Raw genomic sequence first — 16,159 nt, forward strand, 5'->3', positions numbered from 1 at the left:
GTTGAGTTATGGAATTAGTCCAGAGTCTTCGCCCCTCAAACCGTCTTCATTCAATCAAAACTAGAGATAGCGCTGGCTGTAGCTCCAGACTGTATTTTGCAGCAGCATGGCGACGGTCATCGCGCCAACCCCGCCGGGAACTGGGGTGATAAACTGCGCGACCTTTTTGACGGAATCAAAGTGGACATCTCCCACTAAACGAGAATTACCGGCGTCGTCGGTGACGCGATTGATGCCAACATCAATGACGACAGCGCCAGGTTTGACCATCTCGGCGGTAATCAGCGCTGGACGACCCACGGCTGCCAGCAGAATATCAGCGTTGCGGGTAATGGCTGGGAGATCGTGCGATCGCGAATGGGCGATGGTAACGGTGGCATCTGCGTCTAAGAGCATCAAAGCCAACGGCTTGCCCACGAGGATACTCCGCCCTACGACTACTGCCTGTTTTCCCTTCACCTCAATCTGGTATTCCTGCAACAGGCGCATGACTCCGGCTGGCGTGCAGCTGCGTAAACCAGCTTCAGAACGTACCAGCCGCCCCAAGTTAAGGGGATGCAGTCCATCGGCGTCTTTATCTGGATCGATTTGATGCAGCAGGGAAACAGCGTCTAGGTGGTTAGGTAGGGGCAGCTGAACGAGAATTCCATCAACCCGCTCATCTTGATTCAGGTTTTGAATGACTTGCTCTAGTTCTGAAGCGGTTGTTTCCGCCGGGAAATGGGAGCCATAGGAGGCAATCCCGACTTTGGCACAGGCGCGTTCTTTATTCCGCACGTAGGCAGCGCTGGCTGGATTATCTCCAACCATCAGCACTGCGAGTCCCGGCGGGCGTCCCGCAGTGGTTTGTATTTGCTGAATTTGCTCTTGTAGCTGTCCGTAAATTCGTTCAGCGAGGGCTTTACCGTCTAATAGTTGGGCGATTGATTCGTCCATTGTGGTGTCAGGAATGTGGGCAGGAATTCATTCTTTGAGGATGAAACAGAGCGCATCTGTCATAGGATAGTTTCGCAGATTTCCCACCCTTACTGCCAAAGGATAATGAGAGAAATGGAACGCGATCGCGTTTTTCCTTTTGCCTTGTAGCTGCATCTTGGGGGGATCTCCTTCGCCTTCTTTGCGTTTAATCTTATTTGAGACAGTCCTGCCCGACTGTAAATCTTTGGAAGATTCACTATATTTGTACCAGTCAGAGCCATCTGGATAGGGATAAGTATTAATACCGAAATAGTGAGAAACTTGAGATTTCCCCGATGCAAGATATGAGGTCAGTCAAAATCCGGGTATTGCAATTCAGCACCACCACACTACTTTTGGGTGGGTTGTTCGGCTGCGGTCATGTGGCTCAGTCTGGATTGGGTCTGTTTAACAACCGCAGTGTCCCGATCACCAGTATTAGCGATCTTCAACAGAGTTATGAGGGCAACCCAACGGTTTATCTGGAAGGCAAGGTAGCATCTCAAGCGCCTTTTGTGGGAAGCGGCGCTTATGAATTGCGAGATGCGACGGGAAAAATATGGGTTTTCACCAGCCAGAGTCTCCCCGATAGAGGAGATGAAGTTTTAATCAAGGGGAAAGTGCAGTATCAAAGCATTCCCTTAGCGGGGAAAGATTTAGGAGAAGTTTTTCTTCAGCAGCAGGAACAGCTAGAGCGGAAGCCAGCGAAGAAGGGAGCGCCTTTACTACCGGAAGGAACTTATGAACAATAAACCTATTGTTGAGGTAGCGATCGCCATCCTCTATCGCCACGGCAAATTTCTCCTCCAGCTGCGCGACAACATCCCCGGTATTCTCTACCCCGGACACTGGGCATTTTTTGGCGGACACATCGAACCAGGGGAAACTCCAGACGACGCTATCAAGCGGGAACTGCTGGAGGAAATTGGCTATACACCGCCCGCGTTATCATTATTTGGCTATTATCCCGATACCTACGTTCTTCGCCATGTCTATCAGGCACCGCTTCCCGTAGAACTTAACCAGCTAGTGCTAGGAGAAGGTTGGGATATGGATTTATTAACGCCTGAAGAAATTCAACGCGGTGAGGGTTACTCTGAAAAAGCTGAGCAAGTAAGACCGTTAGGCCCTCCTCACCAAAAAATTTTGCTGGATTTTATGGACAAGTTTCCTCAATTGACTGCGTAGCCAGAGTGACTGTGTAGCCAGAGGCATAACTTTTTAATTGTTATGAATCCCGATTTCAAAACCTCAACATGATGCAATCAGCAAACAAGTTACCGCGATGGGTCGTTTTAGGATTGGCATTTCCCCTCGCCGTTCTCAATGGTTGGCTATTGCTGCTCGTGTTGCAATATTTTCAACCTCTAGTTAACGTTTTTGTTGCCGCACTCTTGCTGGCTTTTGTATTAGATTATCCTATCCGGTTTTTACAGCAACAAAAAGTTAAACGGAACAATGCGGTCGTCGCTGTTTCCCTAGTGGCGTTGCTAATTTTGGTAGGTTTGGGACTTACCTTAGTTCCGATCATTTGGCAACAGCTCAACGAACTAGCTAATATATTGCCTAGTTGGATTGATTCGGGTAGGCAACAACTCCAAGCTTTTCAAATTTGGGCTGAAACTCAGCAACTTCCGATTAATTTAGGCGGAATCGTTACTCAACTAACAGACCGATTATCCAGTCAACTTCAAAACGTAACGGGTAGAATTCTTAATTTTGCCTTTGATACGATTGGCAGTGCTGTCAATGTTCTGCTAACGGTGGTTCTAACTTTCTACCTAATCTTAAATGGGGATCGTCTCTGGGACGGAATTTTTAAGTGGTTTCCGGCTAGCTTTAGTTCCCAAGTAAGGCAAGCTCTCCGCGAAGATTTCCACAATTATTTTATCGGTCAGGCGACGTTCGCTGCTTGGAGCGGATGTGTGATCACGCTGGCATTTCTGGCTTTGCGAGTGCCGTTAGGATTATTGTTTGGAATTGCAATTGGTTTTTTGGCTCTTTTTCCCTTTGGTGCCGGAATCGGTATCAGCATTGTTAGTCTGCTAGTAGCATTACAAAATTTTTGGCTAGGGGTGGAAGTGTTCGCTGTAGCTGCCGCTATCGATCAAATCAATGCTAATTTCATCGCACCTCGCATTTTAGGTGGTTTTACTGGCTTAAATCCTGTTTGGATTTTGCTTTCGCTGTTGATAGGAGCGAAGCTGGGAGGGCTATTGGGGTTATTAATTGCCGTACCTTTAGCGAGTTTCATTAAAAGTACCGCAGATAGCTTGCGCGACGGAAAATGGAACGAGATAGAGGAGATTGAATCTGACTCTACACCCTTAAATGTTTCGCCCGTCATAGCGTCTAAGAGCTTAGCGAGTGATGCCGGGAGTTGATGACTGTTTTAATTGGTACAAATGCCGCTTGAGAAGGCAAGACTAATAAATGTTTCTTGAAGCAACGCCGATAGTTTGGCACAACGGAAAGTTAGTTGAACGGGAAAATGCTGCGCCTTCTATTGCTAGCCATTCTCTGCATTTAGGGATCGGCGTTTTTGATGGGATTATGGCTTATTGGAATCGCGATCGCTATTACATTCATCGCTTAGATGCACATCTAGACCGCCTTCGCAATGGTTCTGCACATATAGGTTTGGGGTTTTCTTGGTCGAATGAAGACCTGAAAGCAGGTATTTTGGCACTTTTAGAGGCAGTTCCGGCAACAAATTACTATATCCGACCGATTGTTTATCGCTCGGTGCCTCAACTGAACTTTAACGATAAAATGCCAGTCGATGTGACCATTTTGGCAGTGACGATTCCACGGGATGTTGATAAATCTCTGACTTGCCACATCTCCCCTTACGAACGGGTTTCGGGGGGTGCGATTCCAGTGGCGTGGAAACTCTGTGGAACTTATGTAAACAGTTATTTAGCTCGTCGTGCGGCGGAAGTGGCTGGATTTAATGATGCGATTTTGCTTGACCAACAAGGCAGAATTACTGAAGCTGCGGTAGCTAACCTTTTTCTCTTGCAAAAGGATACTGTAATTACGCCTGCGCTGACTCCGAATATTTTCCCTGGTATCACCCGCGCTACACTGCTTGACATTGCAGGCGAATTAGGAATTGAAGTGGTTGAACGGGATGTGCGACCAGAGGAATTAGGGAATTTTGACGCTGCTTTCCTGGCTGCGACGATGATGGAATTGAAGCCATTAGCAAGTATTCATCCTTATGAATATGATTCGGCAAATCATCCTCTATTTCGACGCTTTTTGAAAGAATTTCGCGAAATTACGCACCAGTAGGAACGATTTTTAGGATCTCGCCAACTTCCTTTTGTGGAGACACCATTAATTGCGCCTCTACATCTCCTGGCGGGTGAAGACGTTAGGTACAAGATTTCAGGTTAACAAACTGCAAACAACGGCAAGAGATACCTGCGGTAAAGTCATTAAAGACCTTGGCGTAGCACTGACTTTCCATGAACGTTCCTGACTCGGCATCTACCCCGACCGAACCCAAAATCCGTAACGCTGACTCACGACTGGTGGATCGCAGCAAGCTGAGTAAGATGTACCACCATTACGTAGAAGTGAAGGATAAGTATCCTCATGCGCTGCTGCTGTATCGGGTGGGAGACTTCTTTGAAACCTTTTTTCAGGATGCGATCGCTGTATCGAGAGAATTAGAACTTGTCCTCACCAGCAAGCAAGCCGGAGAAATTGGTCGGGTGCCGATGACGGGAGTGCCGCACCATGCTTGGGAACGCTACACGACTCAACTGGTGGAGAAGGGGTATGCAGTTGTAATCTGCGACCAAGTAGAAGACTCTGCCGATACTGACCCTGGAAAGCTGGTGAAGCGGGAAGTGACGCGGATTCTCACCCCCGGTACGTTGCTGGAAGAAGGGATGCTGAATGCGCGTCGCAATAATTACCTGGCGGCGGTGGTGATTGCCGGGAATCATTGGGGTTTAGCTTATGCAGATATTTCTACTGGGGAATTTCTCACAACCCAATCGAGCGAATTAGAGCATTTGACGCAAGAATTGATGCGTTTGCAGCCTTCTGAAGTTTTGGTGCCAACAAATGCGCCAGATTTGGGCAGTTTGCTGCGACCGGGGGAGACTTCCGAGCATTTACCGAGTTGTTTGCCGCCATCTTTCTGTTATGCGTTGCGATCGCAAACTCCTTTTACAGCAGGGGAATCGAGACATCGGCTATTGCAGCGGTTTAAAGTGCGAAGTCTAGAAGGACTCGGTTGCGAACACCTCCCTCTTGCTGTCCGCGCTGCGGGTGGTTTGCTGGAATATTTAGAAGACACCCAGAAAGAAAACCTCGTTCCTCTCCAGTTCCTCCGCACCTACACCCTCAGCGATTATCTAATTCTCGACCACCAAACCCGCCGCAATCTAGAAATTACGCAAACGGTGCGGGATGGCACCTTTCACGGTTCCCTGCTTTGGGCTTTAGATAGAACTAGCACAGCGATGGGGGGACGTGCCTTGCGGCGGTGGTTGCTGCAACCGCTACTGGATCTCAAAGGCATTGCAGCGCGGCAAGATACGATTCAAGAATTAGTCGAAAATAGCTTCTTGCGGCAAGATTTGCGCCAACTGTTGCGACAAATTTACGATTTAGAACGGCTAACGGGTCGCGCTGGTTCCGGCACGGCGAATGCGAAGGATTTAGTTGCTTTAGCGGATTCTCTGGCAAAATTACCGGAATTAGCGGAACTGGTGGCGGATGCTTGCTCTCCGTTTATGAGAGCTTTACAGAAGGTACCGCCAGAATTGGAACAACTGGCAAAGCGACTCAGCGCCCATTTGGTAGACGCGCCTCCCATCCATATCAAGGAAGGCGGTTTGATTCGCCCCAATGTGAATGTCCAGTTGGATGAAATGCGAAGTCTTGCCCAAGAGGATCAGCAATGGGTTGCTAATTTGGAGGTGACGGAGAAGGCGCGAACCGGAATTTCAACGCTGAAGGTGGGCTTTAATAAGACATTTGGCTACTACATCAGCATCTCTCGCACGAAAGCCGACCAAGTTCCCGATAACTACATCCGCAAACAAACTCTGACGAATGAGGAACGCTACATTACTCCGGAGTTGAAGGAGAGAGAAGCGCGGATTTTAACGGCGCGGGATGACTTAAATCGCCTGGAATATGAGATTTTCACTTCTTTAAGGGAAGAGGTGGGGCAATACGCAGAACAAATTCGCACGATTTCTCGTGCGGTGGCGGCGGCTGATGTATTGTGCGGTTTGGCTGAGGTGGCGGTTTATCAGGGTTATTGCTGCCCTCAGATGGTGGAAGGTCGGGAAATTCGGATTAGTGATGGGCGTCATCCGGTGGTTGAGCAGTCTTTGCCACCTGGGTTTTTTGTGCCGAATTCGACTGGGTTGGGGAGGGGGGAGTTATTGAACCGCAAAGACGCCAAGAGCGCGAAGGAAGAAGGGGAAGAAGAGGAAAGACCGGATTTAGTGATTTTGACGGGTCCGAATGCGAGTGGGAAGAGTTGTTATTTGCGGCAGGTGGGGTTAATTCAGTTGATGGCGCAAATTGGTAGTTTTGTGCCAGCAAGAGCGGCGACTTTGGGAATATGCGATCGCGTTTTTACTCGTGTCGGTGCGGTAGATGATTTGGCGACGGGTCAATCGACTTTTATGGTGGAGATGAACGAGACGGCGAATATTCTCAATCATGCGACTGCGAAGTCTCTGGTTCTCTTAGATGAAATTGGTCGGGGGACGGCAACATTTGATGGTCTTTCGATTGCTTGGGCGGTGGCGGAGTATCTTGCCAGTGAAATTCTCTCGCGGACGATTTTCGCGACTCATTACCACGAATTGAACGAACTTGCTTCAATTTTGCCGAATGTGGCAAATTACCAAGTGACGGTGAAGGAGTTACCCGACCAGATTATCTTTTTGCATCAGGTGCAACCGGGAGGTGCTGACCGTTCCTATGGTATCGAAGCAGGTCGGCTGGCAGGTTTACCCGCACCCGTGATTCAACGCGCCAAGCAGGTGATGAGCCAAATTGAAAAGCATAGCAAAATTGCTATCGGGCTGCGCCAAGGCGGGCAGGTAGAGGAATCATCTACCTTCTAGGGAGGAAATGCATACTTCTGTTTTTTTGGCAAGATTATTTTCTCCATACTCAGTCCACTTGATAAATAATCAAGGGGGACTGAAATCAGTAAATCTTTATACAAAATTGCTAACAATTCAGTAGTTTCTGGGTTTCATTTAGGCACCTAGAGGGCGCACATTAGTATTAGGGATCGGACACCGTAGTTCTACTAAAAAAAGATTAATTAGGGAACTTATTTGCAGGGTGTTAGTGTCTGAATTCCTATCAACCAGTACGCATTAGCACTTTTCGTAGCAACTCTAAACGAGTTAGCGTTCCGAAAGGTGGCATCTCCAAAAGGAGATTCGCAGCATTAACGAGAAGGCTCGCTTCAGGAATTAGGGAAAAGCAATCTGCAAGTCAATTCATACTTAATTTGCCGGAACCTTTAACTTTTTCCGGAAATTATAAGCATCTGGGTGCATATTCTACCAATACAATTAATGCCCTTTGTAATAACAGCACCCCTGTCAATGTTTGCTATGGAAGAAGTTACTACCCCTGCCTCTCCCACAGAAACTATCGCTCAAAAGGCTAGCCAGCTAAGTCTAATTGTTCAGGCTTTGGTGTTGACGGGCATTTTATCTTTGACCGCTACACTAACGCTCCCCAATCGCAAAGTTACGATTTCAAATCCTCGTTCTGGGGTTAGTTTATTAACATCGGTTCAGAATGCGGTTTTGCAGGACGTGTCTCAACATTCAGGGTTGCCAAAGTCGGCGCTAAACATTGTCCAAACTCAACCGCAAACTTGGTCTGATGACTGCTTAGATATTAATAACTTGGAGGTGCTTTGCACCGATATGCAAGTTCCTGGGTGGCAAGTCACGGTGACGAATGGGCAACACCGCTGGATTTATCGCACCAATGCATCTGGCTCTATGGTGAAGCTGGCTCAAGGCGTTACACCCAATCAATAGAGCGGAAAGTAGGGAAGGTTACTGGCGATCGCTATCGAACGTATATAATTCGTGCATCTAGTCTCAGCGATCGCAATGCGTAATAGATACTTTTCGCACTGGATTGGTCGGGAAATGACCCCGCTAAAATGTAATTTCCTAAATTTGACTTGGCGATCAATGCATCGGGTACGCACTGACGCACTTGTTCCAGCGTGGCTTCACTTCCGGAGGGAACCACGACCACATAGTGATATTTAGGCAGGCGTCCCAGAACGATTAAATTGCCTTCCTGACGAGTATTAAAACCGGGTCTTTGCGATATATTCAGTAGCTCGGAACAGGGCGATGCTTGCACGCTTGACGCTTGCAAATTCCAAATAATCCAACTAACCGCAGCTAATATAATCAACTTACTGACTCTAGGAAAAGTTTGAAAATTAGCTGTTAGTTTGTTGTCAGCGATTGGTTGTGTAAAAGTGGGTTTAATCAAGATATATGCTAATCGCGAGTAGATGCACAAATCCTCTTCAAACGGTGAAGTTAAAAGAAATTTCACGCTGGGTGTGCCGCTTTAGGCTGAAATATTCAGTGGGGGTGCGATCGCTTCCGCTGGATCTGCCAAGTTGACCTTCTCTCCCTGGATGCAGTAAATAATTGTTGCCTGTTCTCGTCCCCGCAGTTGAATGGCGCGGACAGCAGGCCCGTGATAGCGATCGCTTGCATAAGCAAATGTACTGCCACTGACAATCATTTGGTAGGGGTTGTGAATTTTTACTTCTTTATTCATCGGTTCCAGTCTGGCGGCAACATTGACGGTATCCCCCAAGACTGAATAATTCAGGCGTCGGGAACCTCCCACACTTCCGGCAACCACTGGCCCTGTGTGAATGCCAATCCCTATCTCAATCGTAGGCTTGTTAGCGTTGTGGAAGCGCTGGTTGAGCTTTTTGAGTCGTTCTTGCATCGCAATTCCTGCCGCGATCGCATTTAGGGCGTCCTGTTGAATTTCTTCCGGCGTGGTGTGCGAAAACGGAATCCCGAAAACCGCCATAATTGCATCCCCAATATATTTGTCGATCACACCGCCACGATCCATGATGCAATCTGTCATGGCGTCTAGGAACAGGTTCAGCCACTCGATTAATTCCCCCGGCGGTAGTTTCTCGGAAATACTGGTAAACCCCCGGATATCGGCAAATAAAACCGTGACCATCATTTCTTGGGCTTGTAGCTTCCCTTTGTGGAAGATTTCGTCTTTCCGGTGCCAAATGAGGTCAGCCATTTCTGGCGCAACGTGCTTGGCAAACAAACTCATCAGTTGTTGCTTTTCATATTGTTCTCGCAGCTGAACGCCGATCCCAGCAGCGATCGCGGTTCCCACAGGTGCGACGATGGGCAACCACCAGCCATCGTCGATGAAGGCACTCAGGGCAAAGATTACCCAACCACTCGGTAACAAAATAGCGATCGCCATTCGCGCCCACACTCCCTGTTTTAACAACAGCCAGCTAGTAATCGGGGCAATCCCCAACAACAAGAGCATTACTGTTGTTTTAGGCAGCGTGTGCAGCAGCTTGTCGTTCAGCAAGTTATCAATTAACGCCGCATGGAGATAAACTCCAGCCGTAGGAGGATTTTGATTGTAAGGTGATCGCAAGCGATCGATAGCGGTTGCCGTGACACCGACTAAAACAAACTTGTTGGCGAAGGCTGTCGCGTCAACTTTGCCTTCCATGATTGAGGCATAAGAATAGGTGGAGACATTTTGGGTTGGCCCAGGCCAGTTAATCCAGACATCTTTACGCCTCTGAACCTCAGCCAGATGAGGCAGGGATACCGCCTCTGGTGCCTCTAGCAGCATTGCTAAACCGAGAGCGGGTTTGGTGCCAAAAAAGAGGGCTGCCTGTCGGCTAATGCCGTCTGCGTCGGGATTGTGCCAAATTTGACCTTCCCCAAGTGCCGCTTTTTTTAATTCGGGTAATATTTCCAGAGGTTGCCCGCGATTGTCCCAAGCCGTTGCCAAGATGACATTGCCAGATTTAGCGATCGCTTTGGCAAATTTCTCATCCCCTTGGCCTGGATCGACGAACAACACATCGAAACCAATGACTGCTGGAGAGGCTGGTTCTAGCTTCTGCAACAATTGGGCATAGCGATCGCGCGACCAAGGAAATTTCCCGTATTTCTTTAAACTCGCATCGTCAATCGCAATCACCGCGACCCGACGATCCCAATTCGTCTGCGGTAATATACTGGCGCTACGAGCTTGAAACAGCGCACTATATACAAGCCGTTCCAGGGGTTGCCATGCCCCTATCTGCCATAACCCGACAGACAATAAACCGACCATTGCGCCCGGAAAGATTGATTGACTGCTAGAAATAAAACGCTGATTTTTTTTAAACCAATTTTTGATTAACACGTTGATTCCATCAAAAACATCAACCATCGTGATTGCTTGCCTGGAAACATACGGACTTTTCCCAAGCGTTCCGCACGCTCACCGGATGGTAAATGCCCCTGATGGAATACTGAATTTATAGCAATTCTCTGTTCTTGGATGCAGTACGGTTTAACCCCACCCCTGCCCTTTGCCGCGAACGAGGAAAGGTTCAATCTTCCCCCTCTTTGCAACGAGGGGTTCAATATTCCCCCCTCTGGGTGTAGGTCGAGGGGTTGGGGGTGAGGTTCCGATATATATGCACTAAGAATGAGAACCGCTATAATCTGCACTCAGACAAAACGCGATCGCGTATGTCCTGATGCGATCGCGTCACAGTATTGGCGCTTTCAAGTTCTTTGACGACTTCTCCAGTAACTCATGCCCTTGAGAATTTTCACCTCACTCGTGCGGAGGATTTTGCCAATTGATTCGCGTTCCCAAGCTCAGATTGAGAACGCGAATTCGTGGGTTGCTGCCTCGTCTTTTCCGACTAAAAAGGAGAGGAAAAGGCTATCCGATAAAAATTATTGATTCACAGGATTCTCCGATGTCCCCGCACTATTCGGAATTTCCAATTCATAAACTTGTTGATTGCCCAAAGGATTCCGCACGACTAATCTCAGCTGCCGATTAGACGGGATTGGCACCACCGTATCGAGTTGTCCCTCGCCTCCCGTATCCACAATCTGATTATTCACTAACACTAAATTGATTGGGTCTACCGTTCCAGTGACTCTAACTTGACCATCGCCTGTCACCGATAGAACCTGTAATTTCAGTCTCGTGTCACCCGTTGTCACCTTGGGAATCGTTGGAGCCTGTCCCGGAACAATTAAAGCAGAATACCCCGGCTCTACCAACACAGTTTTCCCTCGCGCACTAAAGGCTACTTTGCCTCGGATAGTTGAAAGCCCAGTTTTCCCATTGGAACCGACGGTGACGCCAAATTCTGTGCCTCTCGTCCCAGCAACGCCCCCAGGCGTCTCCACTTCAAAGCTAGAGTTAGGGTTAGTAAAAGATCGCACTTTGGCGCTGACCTGTCCCTTATCCATATAAAGGCGCGTTTGTTTGCTACCATCCTTACTTGTCTTTAAAGTCTTGACTTGCACGTTGGTGTTTTCGGAAATCTGAACCGTACCGATGCCATCTTCCATCGCCAAAACAGCACTGGCGTCGAAGTTGGTGCTGAGACTACCGGATGCCTGCAAGCGATCGCCAACTTTCACTGGCTTTCCTTGAGTTGTTACCGTACCGTTCGTTTCTTTGACTTCTATCGAGCGTGGACTAACCGCAGCTCGAACACTTTCGGAGATAAACGATAAGGAAGTAAGGACTAAGCTACCGGCTAACAGGGATAATCCTAGTAGGGTGACTGGAAAAACAGGGAACTTCATAGAGAATCGGGAGCCATAACGGGTGAACGCAAAGACGATTTAAGGACTACTGAAAGAAAAAAGGTTTCTACAGCAACTTTGGTATGATTCTTCGCTTGCAACAATTTCAAATCAGGATTCTGACAGCTTCTCGCCGTTCCTGGCGGCAGTTTTTTTTGAGTTGCCTCTTGACACTGGTTGTTTCTTTCAGCTGCCTGCTGGGGACGCCATCAGCTTTAGCAGGTATCAACGACGACAACTTTGACGGGAATGTTTTTCTCCTCTATGGCGGCAATGCCTCGCTGGTTCCCCCGCGAGTGGCATTGGCAGATTCTCTTAAAGGAGGTAAACCGGCATTGTTGGTGTTCTACGTGGACGACAGTAGCGATTGCAAGCAACACGCAATCGTCGTTTCGCAGCTTCAAGCTTTTTATGGTCGAGCCGCTGATTTCATCCCCATCGACGTAGATTCGATTCCAGTACAATCCAACTTTACACCTACGGAACCGGGCTACTACTACGAAGGCCTCGTCCCCCAAACAGTCTTGCTAAACCAGAAGGGCGAAGTTGTCCTCAACCAAAAGGGTACGGTGGCGTTTGAGAAAGTAGACGATGTTTTCCGTGAAGTGTTTAACTTGTTACCTCGCTCAGAATCGGTGGAGCTGAAGCGGCGACTCGTGAATGAGTTTAATACGGAGTTAGCGAAGTAAGTGGAGTTTTGTGGGTGGAGAATCTTGACTGTTTCAATTTCCGACAGGCGCGATCGCTCAACTCACAAGACAAAATCCTTGACAAATTTAGCAAAGTGTTCGTTTGCTCTCACTTCTTCAGTTTCTTCAGTAACAAAAAACTCGATTCCTGCTCAAAAGGGGTGATTCAAAGTTTTGTGCAAATACTAAACTTCTATCTTGAGCTGTAATCTAAATTATATTAAATCTCTAGCTATAGATTGAGTTAGGTGCTGTTATGAACCAATAACCTGAGTATCAAATAGCAGCAATCTTAACCATGAATTCTTCGATTTTTTCTCAAGCCTGTCTTTTACCGTCTGCAATCATTGACTTATCTGCCAAAGTTGCTGAATCAGGTCAGATAACAATTACAGACCGTTGCGTACTCAGAACAGCACTGCTTGAAAATTCTCTCAGCGAAGATGAACAACTTTTGCTGAACCGAATGCTTTATGCGGTTCGTCGGGGACGTCTGGCGCTGGTTAATGAATTTTAGCTTCTGAATGTAAATCTTGATTATTCGGTACCTTTTTTAATCGTAATTACTGCGACTCTCTCTGAAATTATTGACTTTTGAAAAAGAAAATTATTCCTTATCTCCATTGGTCTATTCGCTACCAAGTAGTAGGAATTAAAAATCGACGATTGCACTAATGATTAGGGTCATCTACTACCATAAGCCGGTCTTTGGTAGCGCCTGTTAGCGAGTTGTTCGCGACTTTGGCGACCAATTTGACCATTCACTAGAGGCAAAGACTTTTGCGGGTAGTTCATTCAGTACCTCGGCTGGAGCATCTACCTGATACAGGTCAATACAGCAGCCGCACCCTTCGTTATTGGACAAATATCGGATCTTGCCTTTCCACTTCTTAATCCATTCCTTAACTAACTCTTGTTCGGGTGTTTTGGCATTAACACAAATGCTGGCTTTCGGCATTGAGATTTTCTCCAGTCAGAGGAATAGATAATACTGAACTGATAAAGTTTTGAGAAGTAAAAGTTCTACACAAAATCGGTCGTTATTTTTTGCTGTTTCATTGGGTCTGCCTTTATCTAGCAATCCTAAATGATTTCTGAATGAGAGATCCCCGACTTCGAGAGAGAAATCGGGGATCTAAACCGTTGGAATTTAACAGAAGGATTACTATCTGCTAACCGGATGCGATCGCTCTCATCTGGCTGTCGTTCCTTGTCCAGTTGAAAAGCTCGCCTTTTCCCAATTTTAGGGTTAGCAGCGGGAACAAAATTAGACGATTTGCGATCGTATTTATTTATCTAGCTTAATCCGGTATCCGCGCGATCGCTATGCTAGAGATTTTCCAGTTGTCTTAAGGCGGTTCTCTGAACTCGACCTTGGCTTGTTTCGAGGAAAATTTCTCTGGCGAAATTTAACCGATCTCACCCAATTGGGTTATTCCATCGTAGGAAGTTGAGACCCGGAAAATAGAGCGAATATATGCCACAAAGAAAAATATTCTCTGACTTTTAAATTTCCTTGAGGGGAAAATTATGAAAATTGGAATGCACACCACAGCACGCTCTCTCAGATCTGCTGCTACGGTTACTGTATTATCTGCACTGATAATTGCTCCAGTCGTCCTATCAGCAAATCCTGCGGCTGCTGAGCCTGACAGAGGACGGAGGGAGCAAACCTGTTTTTTGGGGATTTGTTGGGATCGAGGAGAGTCGTCAAGGCAAGACGATTATGACCGAGATGATGACTATCGACGCGATCGCCGTAACGACGATTATGACTATCGACGCGATCGCCGGAATGACGATTATGACTATCGACGCGATCGCCGTAACGACGATTATGACTATCGACGCGATCGCCGGGATGGCAGTTATGACTATCGCCGCAATCGGTCAAACGTTTACAACAGCATTAATCGGATTTATCAAAATGTGTTAGGTCGTCAGGCGGATAATCGTGGACTGAGGATGTATAGACAACGGGTAGAATCCGGTTGGTCACTGGAGAAAGTCCGTCGTGACATTGCTGATAGTTCAGAAGCAGAACAAGCGATTAACCGACTTTATCAAACTGAGCTAGGTCGTAATGCCGATCGTGAAGGATTAAGAACCTACAAAAGACGTTTAGCAGATGGTTGGTCGCTCAATCGAGTCCGTCAGGATATTTCTAGAAGTCGAGAAGCTAGATCGAGAAGAGGTCAATAAACTTTTCTCTAGCGACCCTAAATGATTTGTGAAGACAAGATCCCCGACTTCTCTATCGAAGTTGGGGATCTGAATTGCTTGCTCACAACTTTTAGACAAGCGAGCAATGATGTGGGTGATGAAATAAGCGGGATTAATTATTTGTAGGATGGGTTAGCTTTCTTTGTAAACCATGCAGGTGTTAGGTTTCCTGGCGTTTCCTAACCTATGAAAATCTCTCTCCCCTCAATTCATGTTCCCTTCTCCGTTGACGAGGAGGGGTTAGGGGAGGGGTTCCACTGTTCTGCTTTCAACTGGTAGGCGGTTGTAGTTGACAAAGCAATAAACTAAACCACTGATTCGGATCGCTCCAAATTTGGAGTGTTTTTAAACCTCTTGTCTGAAGTTCCTGTTGCAGGGCGTCGAGGTTAAATTTGCGAGAAATTTCCGTTAGGATAGTCTCGCCGCTTTCAAATTCAATCGTTAAATTGAGGGCGTTAAGTGTGACAGTTTGCGATCGCATACTCCGCAGATGCATCTCAATTTGATGCTCGGATTCGTTATAAAACGCCCAGTGTTCAAACTGAGAAGGGTCAAAATTGCCATCAAAGCGCCGATTCAGGTGGTGCAGGATATTCAGATTAAACGCAGCGGTCACGCCTTGGCTATCGTTATAGGCTGCATCCAACAAATGTTTTGGTTTTTGCCGGTCTATTCCGAGTAAGAAATACTCACCCACTTCCAGAGCCTCGGCAATTTGGGTGAAGAAGCGATCGCATTCTTGGGGATTTAAATTACCCAAGGTGCTACCCAAAAAACAGATCGTTCGACTAGGCAATTGCGTCGGTGCCAGTCGTGTCAATGCCAATTCATAAGTGCTGGCTAAAGCGTGAACCTGGAGGGAGGGATAATCAACTAGCAATTCCCTGGCACTACTTTCTAAAATGCCAGCACTCACGTCAATTGGCAGATAGCGCAGTGGGTAGCCGATTTCTTGGTAGGCATCTAGCAGAATCCGGGTTTTTGTTGAGCTACCGCTTCCCAGTTCTACCAGTTCGCTTTCCCCCGTCAACTGAGCAATTTCACCCGCGCACTTTTGTAAAATAGCTGTTTCTGTGCGCGTTAGATAATATTCAGGTAACTCACAAATTTGCTCAAATAGTTGGGAGCCTTTGTCATCGTAGAAATAGCGCGGCGTCAGAGATTTGGGAGTCTCACTTAAACCCTTAACAACATCAGTTCCGTCAATTTCTTGATTTTGTAACTGTGCCGTGGCGCTGAGTAGATGCTCTATCTGCAAGCGTTTTTCTATCGTAGATTGGGAAGCAGTTTTAGCGCTTGCAGTTTTAGAAATTGTCATTTATCCTCCGTTTGTGTGGGCGCGAACAGCCGAATCATTGCGGCATCCGCTTTTACGCGATCGCGAGGGTCAAAATAGTTGGCTATAACCGTCAGCTAGTGAAA

General features: G+C 47.2%; 15 protein-coding genes. 9 read left to right on the forward strand and 6 right to left on the reverse strand.

Features of this window, described 5'->3' with window-relative positions; genetic code table 11:
- Nucleotides 1-60: 60 nt before the first annotated feature.
- The gene (gene folD / locus NDI33_RS01415) at nucleotides 61-936 is read right to left on the reverse strand and encodes a bifunctional methylenetetrahydrofolate dehydrogenase/methenyltetrahydrofolate cyclohydrolase FolD (protein WP_190678364.1); all 876 of its coding nucleotides are present in this window, start codon (nucleotides 934-936) and stop codon (nucleotides 61-63) included.
- Nucleotides 937-1,262: 326 nt separating this feature from the next.
- Between folD and NDI33_RS01420 the strand changes: the two genes are divergently transcribed.
- From NDI33_RS01420 to NDI33_RS01445, 6 genes are all read left to right on the forward strand, one after another.
- Complete coding sequence (locus NDI33_RS01420) at nucleotides 1,263-1,709, forward strand: hypothetical protein (RefSeq protein ID WP_190526956.1); 447 nt, start codon at nucleotides 1,263-1,265, stop codon at nucleotides 1,707-1,709.
- On the forward strand, nucleotides 1,699-2,145 hold the full coding sequence (locus NDI33_RS01425; protein ID WP_190678366.1) for an NUDIX hydrolase: 447 nt from the start codon (nucleotides 1,699-1,701) through the stop codon (nucleotides 2,143-2,145). Before NDI33_RS01420 ends, NDI33_RS01425 begins: the two co-directional genes overlap by 11 nt.
- A gap of 71 nt (nucleotides 2,146-2,216) precedes the next feature.
- Entirely contained in the window at nucleotides 2,217-3,341 is a 1,125-nt protein-coding gene (locus tag NDI33_RS01430) for an AI-2E family transporter (protein WP_190678593.1), read from the forward strand.
- Between the two features lie 49 nt (nucleotides 3,342-3,390).
- On the forward strand, nucleotides 3,391-4,254 hold the full coding sequence (locus tag NDI33_RS01435) for an aminotransferase class IV (RefSeq protein WP_190678368.1): 864 nt from the start codon (nucleotides 3,391-3,393) through the stop codon (nucleotides 4,252-4,254).
- 176 nt (nucleotides 4,255-4,430) lie between these two features.
- Nucleotides 4,431-7,064, forward strand: a complete 2,634-nt coding sequence (mutS, locus tag NDI33_RS01440) for a DNA mismatch repair protein MutS (protein WP_190678370.1) — start codon at nucleotides 4,431-4,433, stop codon at nucleotides 7,062-7,064.
- Between the two features lie 504 nt (nucleotides 7,065-7,568).
- The gene (locus NDI33_RS01445; RefSeq protein ID WP_190678372.1) at nucleotides 7,569-8,006 is read left to right on the forward strand and encodes a hypothetical protein; all 438 of its coding nucleotides are present in this window, start codon (nucleotides 7,569-7,571) and stop codon (nucleotides 8,004-8,006) included.
- Nucleotides 8,007-8,037: 31 nt separating this feature from the next.
- Here NDI33_RS01445 and NDI33_RS01450 read toward each other — a convergent pair whose 3' ends face one another.
- The 3 genes from NDI33_RS01450 to NDI33_RS01460 form a co-directional block, all read right to left on the reverse strand.
- Nucleotides 8,038-8,544, reverse strand: a complete 507-nt coding sequence (locus NDI33_RS01450) for a hypothetical protein (protein WP_190678373.1) — start codon at nucleotides 8,542-8,544, stop codon at nucleotides 8,038-8,040.
- 15 nt (nucleotides 8,545-8,559) lie between these two features.
- Nucleotides 8,560-10,437 (reverse strand): adenylate/guanylate cyclase domain-containing protein, encoded by a 1,878-nt coding sequence (locus NDI33_RS01455; RefSeq protein ID WP_199302582.1) that lies wholly within the window; start codon nucleotides 10,435-10,437, stop codon nucleotides 8,560-8,562.
- A 518-nt stretch (nucleotides 10,438-10,955) separates the two neighbouring features.
- Nucleotides 10,956-11,825, reverse strand: coding sequence for a FecR family protein (locus NDI33_RS01460; RefSeq protein WP_190678375.1), 870 nt, complete (start codon nucleotides 11,823-11,825; stop codon nucleotides 10,956-10,958).
- Nucleotides 11,826-11,908: 83 nt separating this feature from the next.
- Between NDI33_RS01460 and NDI33_RS01465 the strand changes: the two genes are divergently transcribed.
- Together NDI33_RS01465 and NDI33_RS01470 are read left to right on the forward strand one after the other, a co-directional pair.
- Nucleotides 11,909-12,514 carry a thylakoid membrane photosystem I accumulation factor gene (locus tag NDI33_RS01465; protein ID WP_190411379.1) on the forward strand — a complete coding sequence of 202 codons (606 nt, stop codon included), beginning with the start codon at nucleotides 11,909-11,911 and terminating at the stop codon, nucleotides 12,512-12,514.
- Nucleotides 12,515-12,812: 298 nt separating this feature from the next.
- Entirely contained in the window at nucleotides 12,813-13,031 is a 219-nt protein-coding gene (locus NDI33_RS01470) for a hypothetical protein (RefSeq protein ID WP_190411380.1), read from the forward strand.
- A gap of 204 nt (nucleotides 13,032-13,235) precedes the next feature.
- Here NDI33_RS01470 and NDI33_RS01475 read toward each other — a convergent pair whose 3' ends face one another.
- A complete protein-coding gene (locus NDI33_RS01475; RefSeq protein WP_190411381.1) occupies nucleotides 13,236-13,472 on the reverse strand; it encodes a hypothetical protein in 237 nt (78 codons plus the stop codon).
- Between the two features lie 572 nt (nucleotides 13,473-14,044).
- Between NDI33_RS01475 and NDI33_RS01480 the strand changes: the two genes are divergently transcribed.
- On the forward strand, nucleotides 14,045-14,716 hold the full coding sequence (locus tag NDI33_RS01480; RefSeq protein WP_190678377.1) for a DUF4214 domain-containing protein: 672 nt from the start codon (nucleotides 14,045-14,047) through the stop codon (nucleotides 14,714-14,716).
- Nucleotides 14,717-15,005: 289 nt separating this feature from the next.
- On the opposite strand, the gene egtD is transcribed toward NDI33_RS01480, so the two are convergent.
- Nucleotides 15,006-16,055 (reverse strand): L-histidine N(alpha)-methyltransferase, encoded by a 1,050-nt coding sequence (gene egtD / locus NDI33_RS01485; protein WP_190678379.1) that lies wholly within the window; start codon nucleotides 16,053-16,055, stop codon nucleotides 15,006-15,008.
- Nucleotides 16,056-16,159 lie beyond the last annotated feature (104 nt).

Origin of the sequence: Trichocoleus sp. DQ-A1, from assembly GCF_039961955.1 — a bacterium.
Classification (GTDB): Bacteria; Cyanobacteriota; Cyanobacteriia; order Cyanobacteriales; family FACHB-T130; genus FACHB-T130.

Bases quoted from the DNA above. Each gene is read 5' to 3' on its own strand.
- folD (WP_190678364.1), bottom strand. From the start codon at position 936: ATGGACGAATCAATCGCCCAACTATTAGACGGTAAAGCCCTCGCTGAA.
- NDI33_RS01420 (WP_190526956.1), top strand. From the start codon at position 1,263: ATGAGGTCAGTCAAAATCCGGGTATTGCAATTCAGCACCACCACACTA.
- NDI33_RS01425 (WP_190678366.1), top strand. From the start codon at position 1,699: ATGAACAATAAACCTATTGTTGAGGTAGCGATCGCCATCCTCTATCGC.
- NDI33_RS01430 (WP_190678593.1), top strand. From the start codon at position 2,217: ATGCAATCAGCAAACAAGTTACCGCGATGGGTCGTTTTAGGATTGGCA.
- NDI33_RS01435 (WP_190678368.1), top strand. From the start codon at position 3,391: ATGTTTCTTGAAGCAACGCCGATAGTTTGGCACAACGGAAAGTTAGTT.
- mutS (WP_190678370.1), top strand. From the start codon at position 4,431: ATGAACGTTCCTGACTCGGCATCTACCCCGACCGAACCCAAAATCCGT.
- NDI33_RS01445 (WP_190678372.1), top strand. From the start codon at position 7,569: ATGGAAGAAGTTACTACCCCTGCCTCTCCCACAGAAACTATCGCTCAA.
- NDI33_RS01455 (WP_199302582.1), bottom strand. From the start codon at position 10,437: ATGGTTGATGTTTTTGATGGAATCAACGTGTTAATCAAAAATTGGTTT.
- NDI33_RS01460 (WP_190678375.1), bottom strand. From the start codon at position 11,825: ATGAAGTTCCCTGTTTTTCCAGTCACCCTACTAGGATTATCCCTGTTA.
- NDI33_RS01465 (WP_190411379.1), top strand. From the start codon at position 11,909: ATGATTCTTCGCTTGCAACAATTTCAAATCAGGATTCTGACAGCTTCT.
- NDI33_RS01470 (WP_190411380.1), top strand. From the start codon at position 12,813: ATGAATTCTTCGATTTTTTCTCAAGCCTGTCTTTTACCGTCTGCAATC.
- NDI33_RS01475 (WP_190411381.1), bottom strand. From the start codon at position 13,472: ATGCCGAAAGCCAGCATTTGTGTTAATGCCAAAACACCCGAACAAGAG.
- NDI33_RS01480 (WP_190678377.1), top strand. From the start codon at position 14,045: ATGAAAATTGGAATGCACACCACAGCACGCTCTCTCAGATCTGCTGCT.
- egtD (WP_190678379.1), bottom strand. From the start codon at position 16,055: ATGACAATTTCTAAAACTGCAAGCGCTAAAACTGCTTCCCAATCTACG.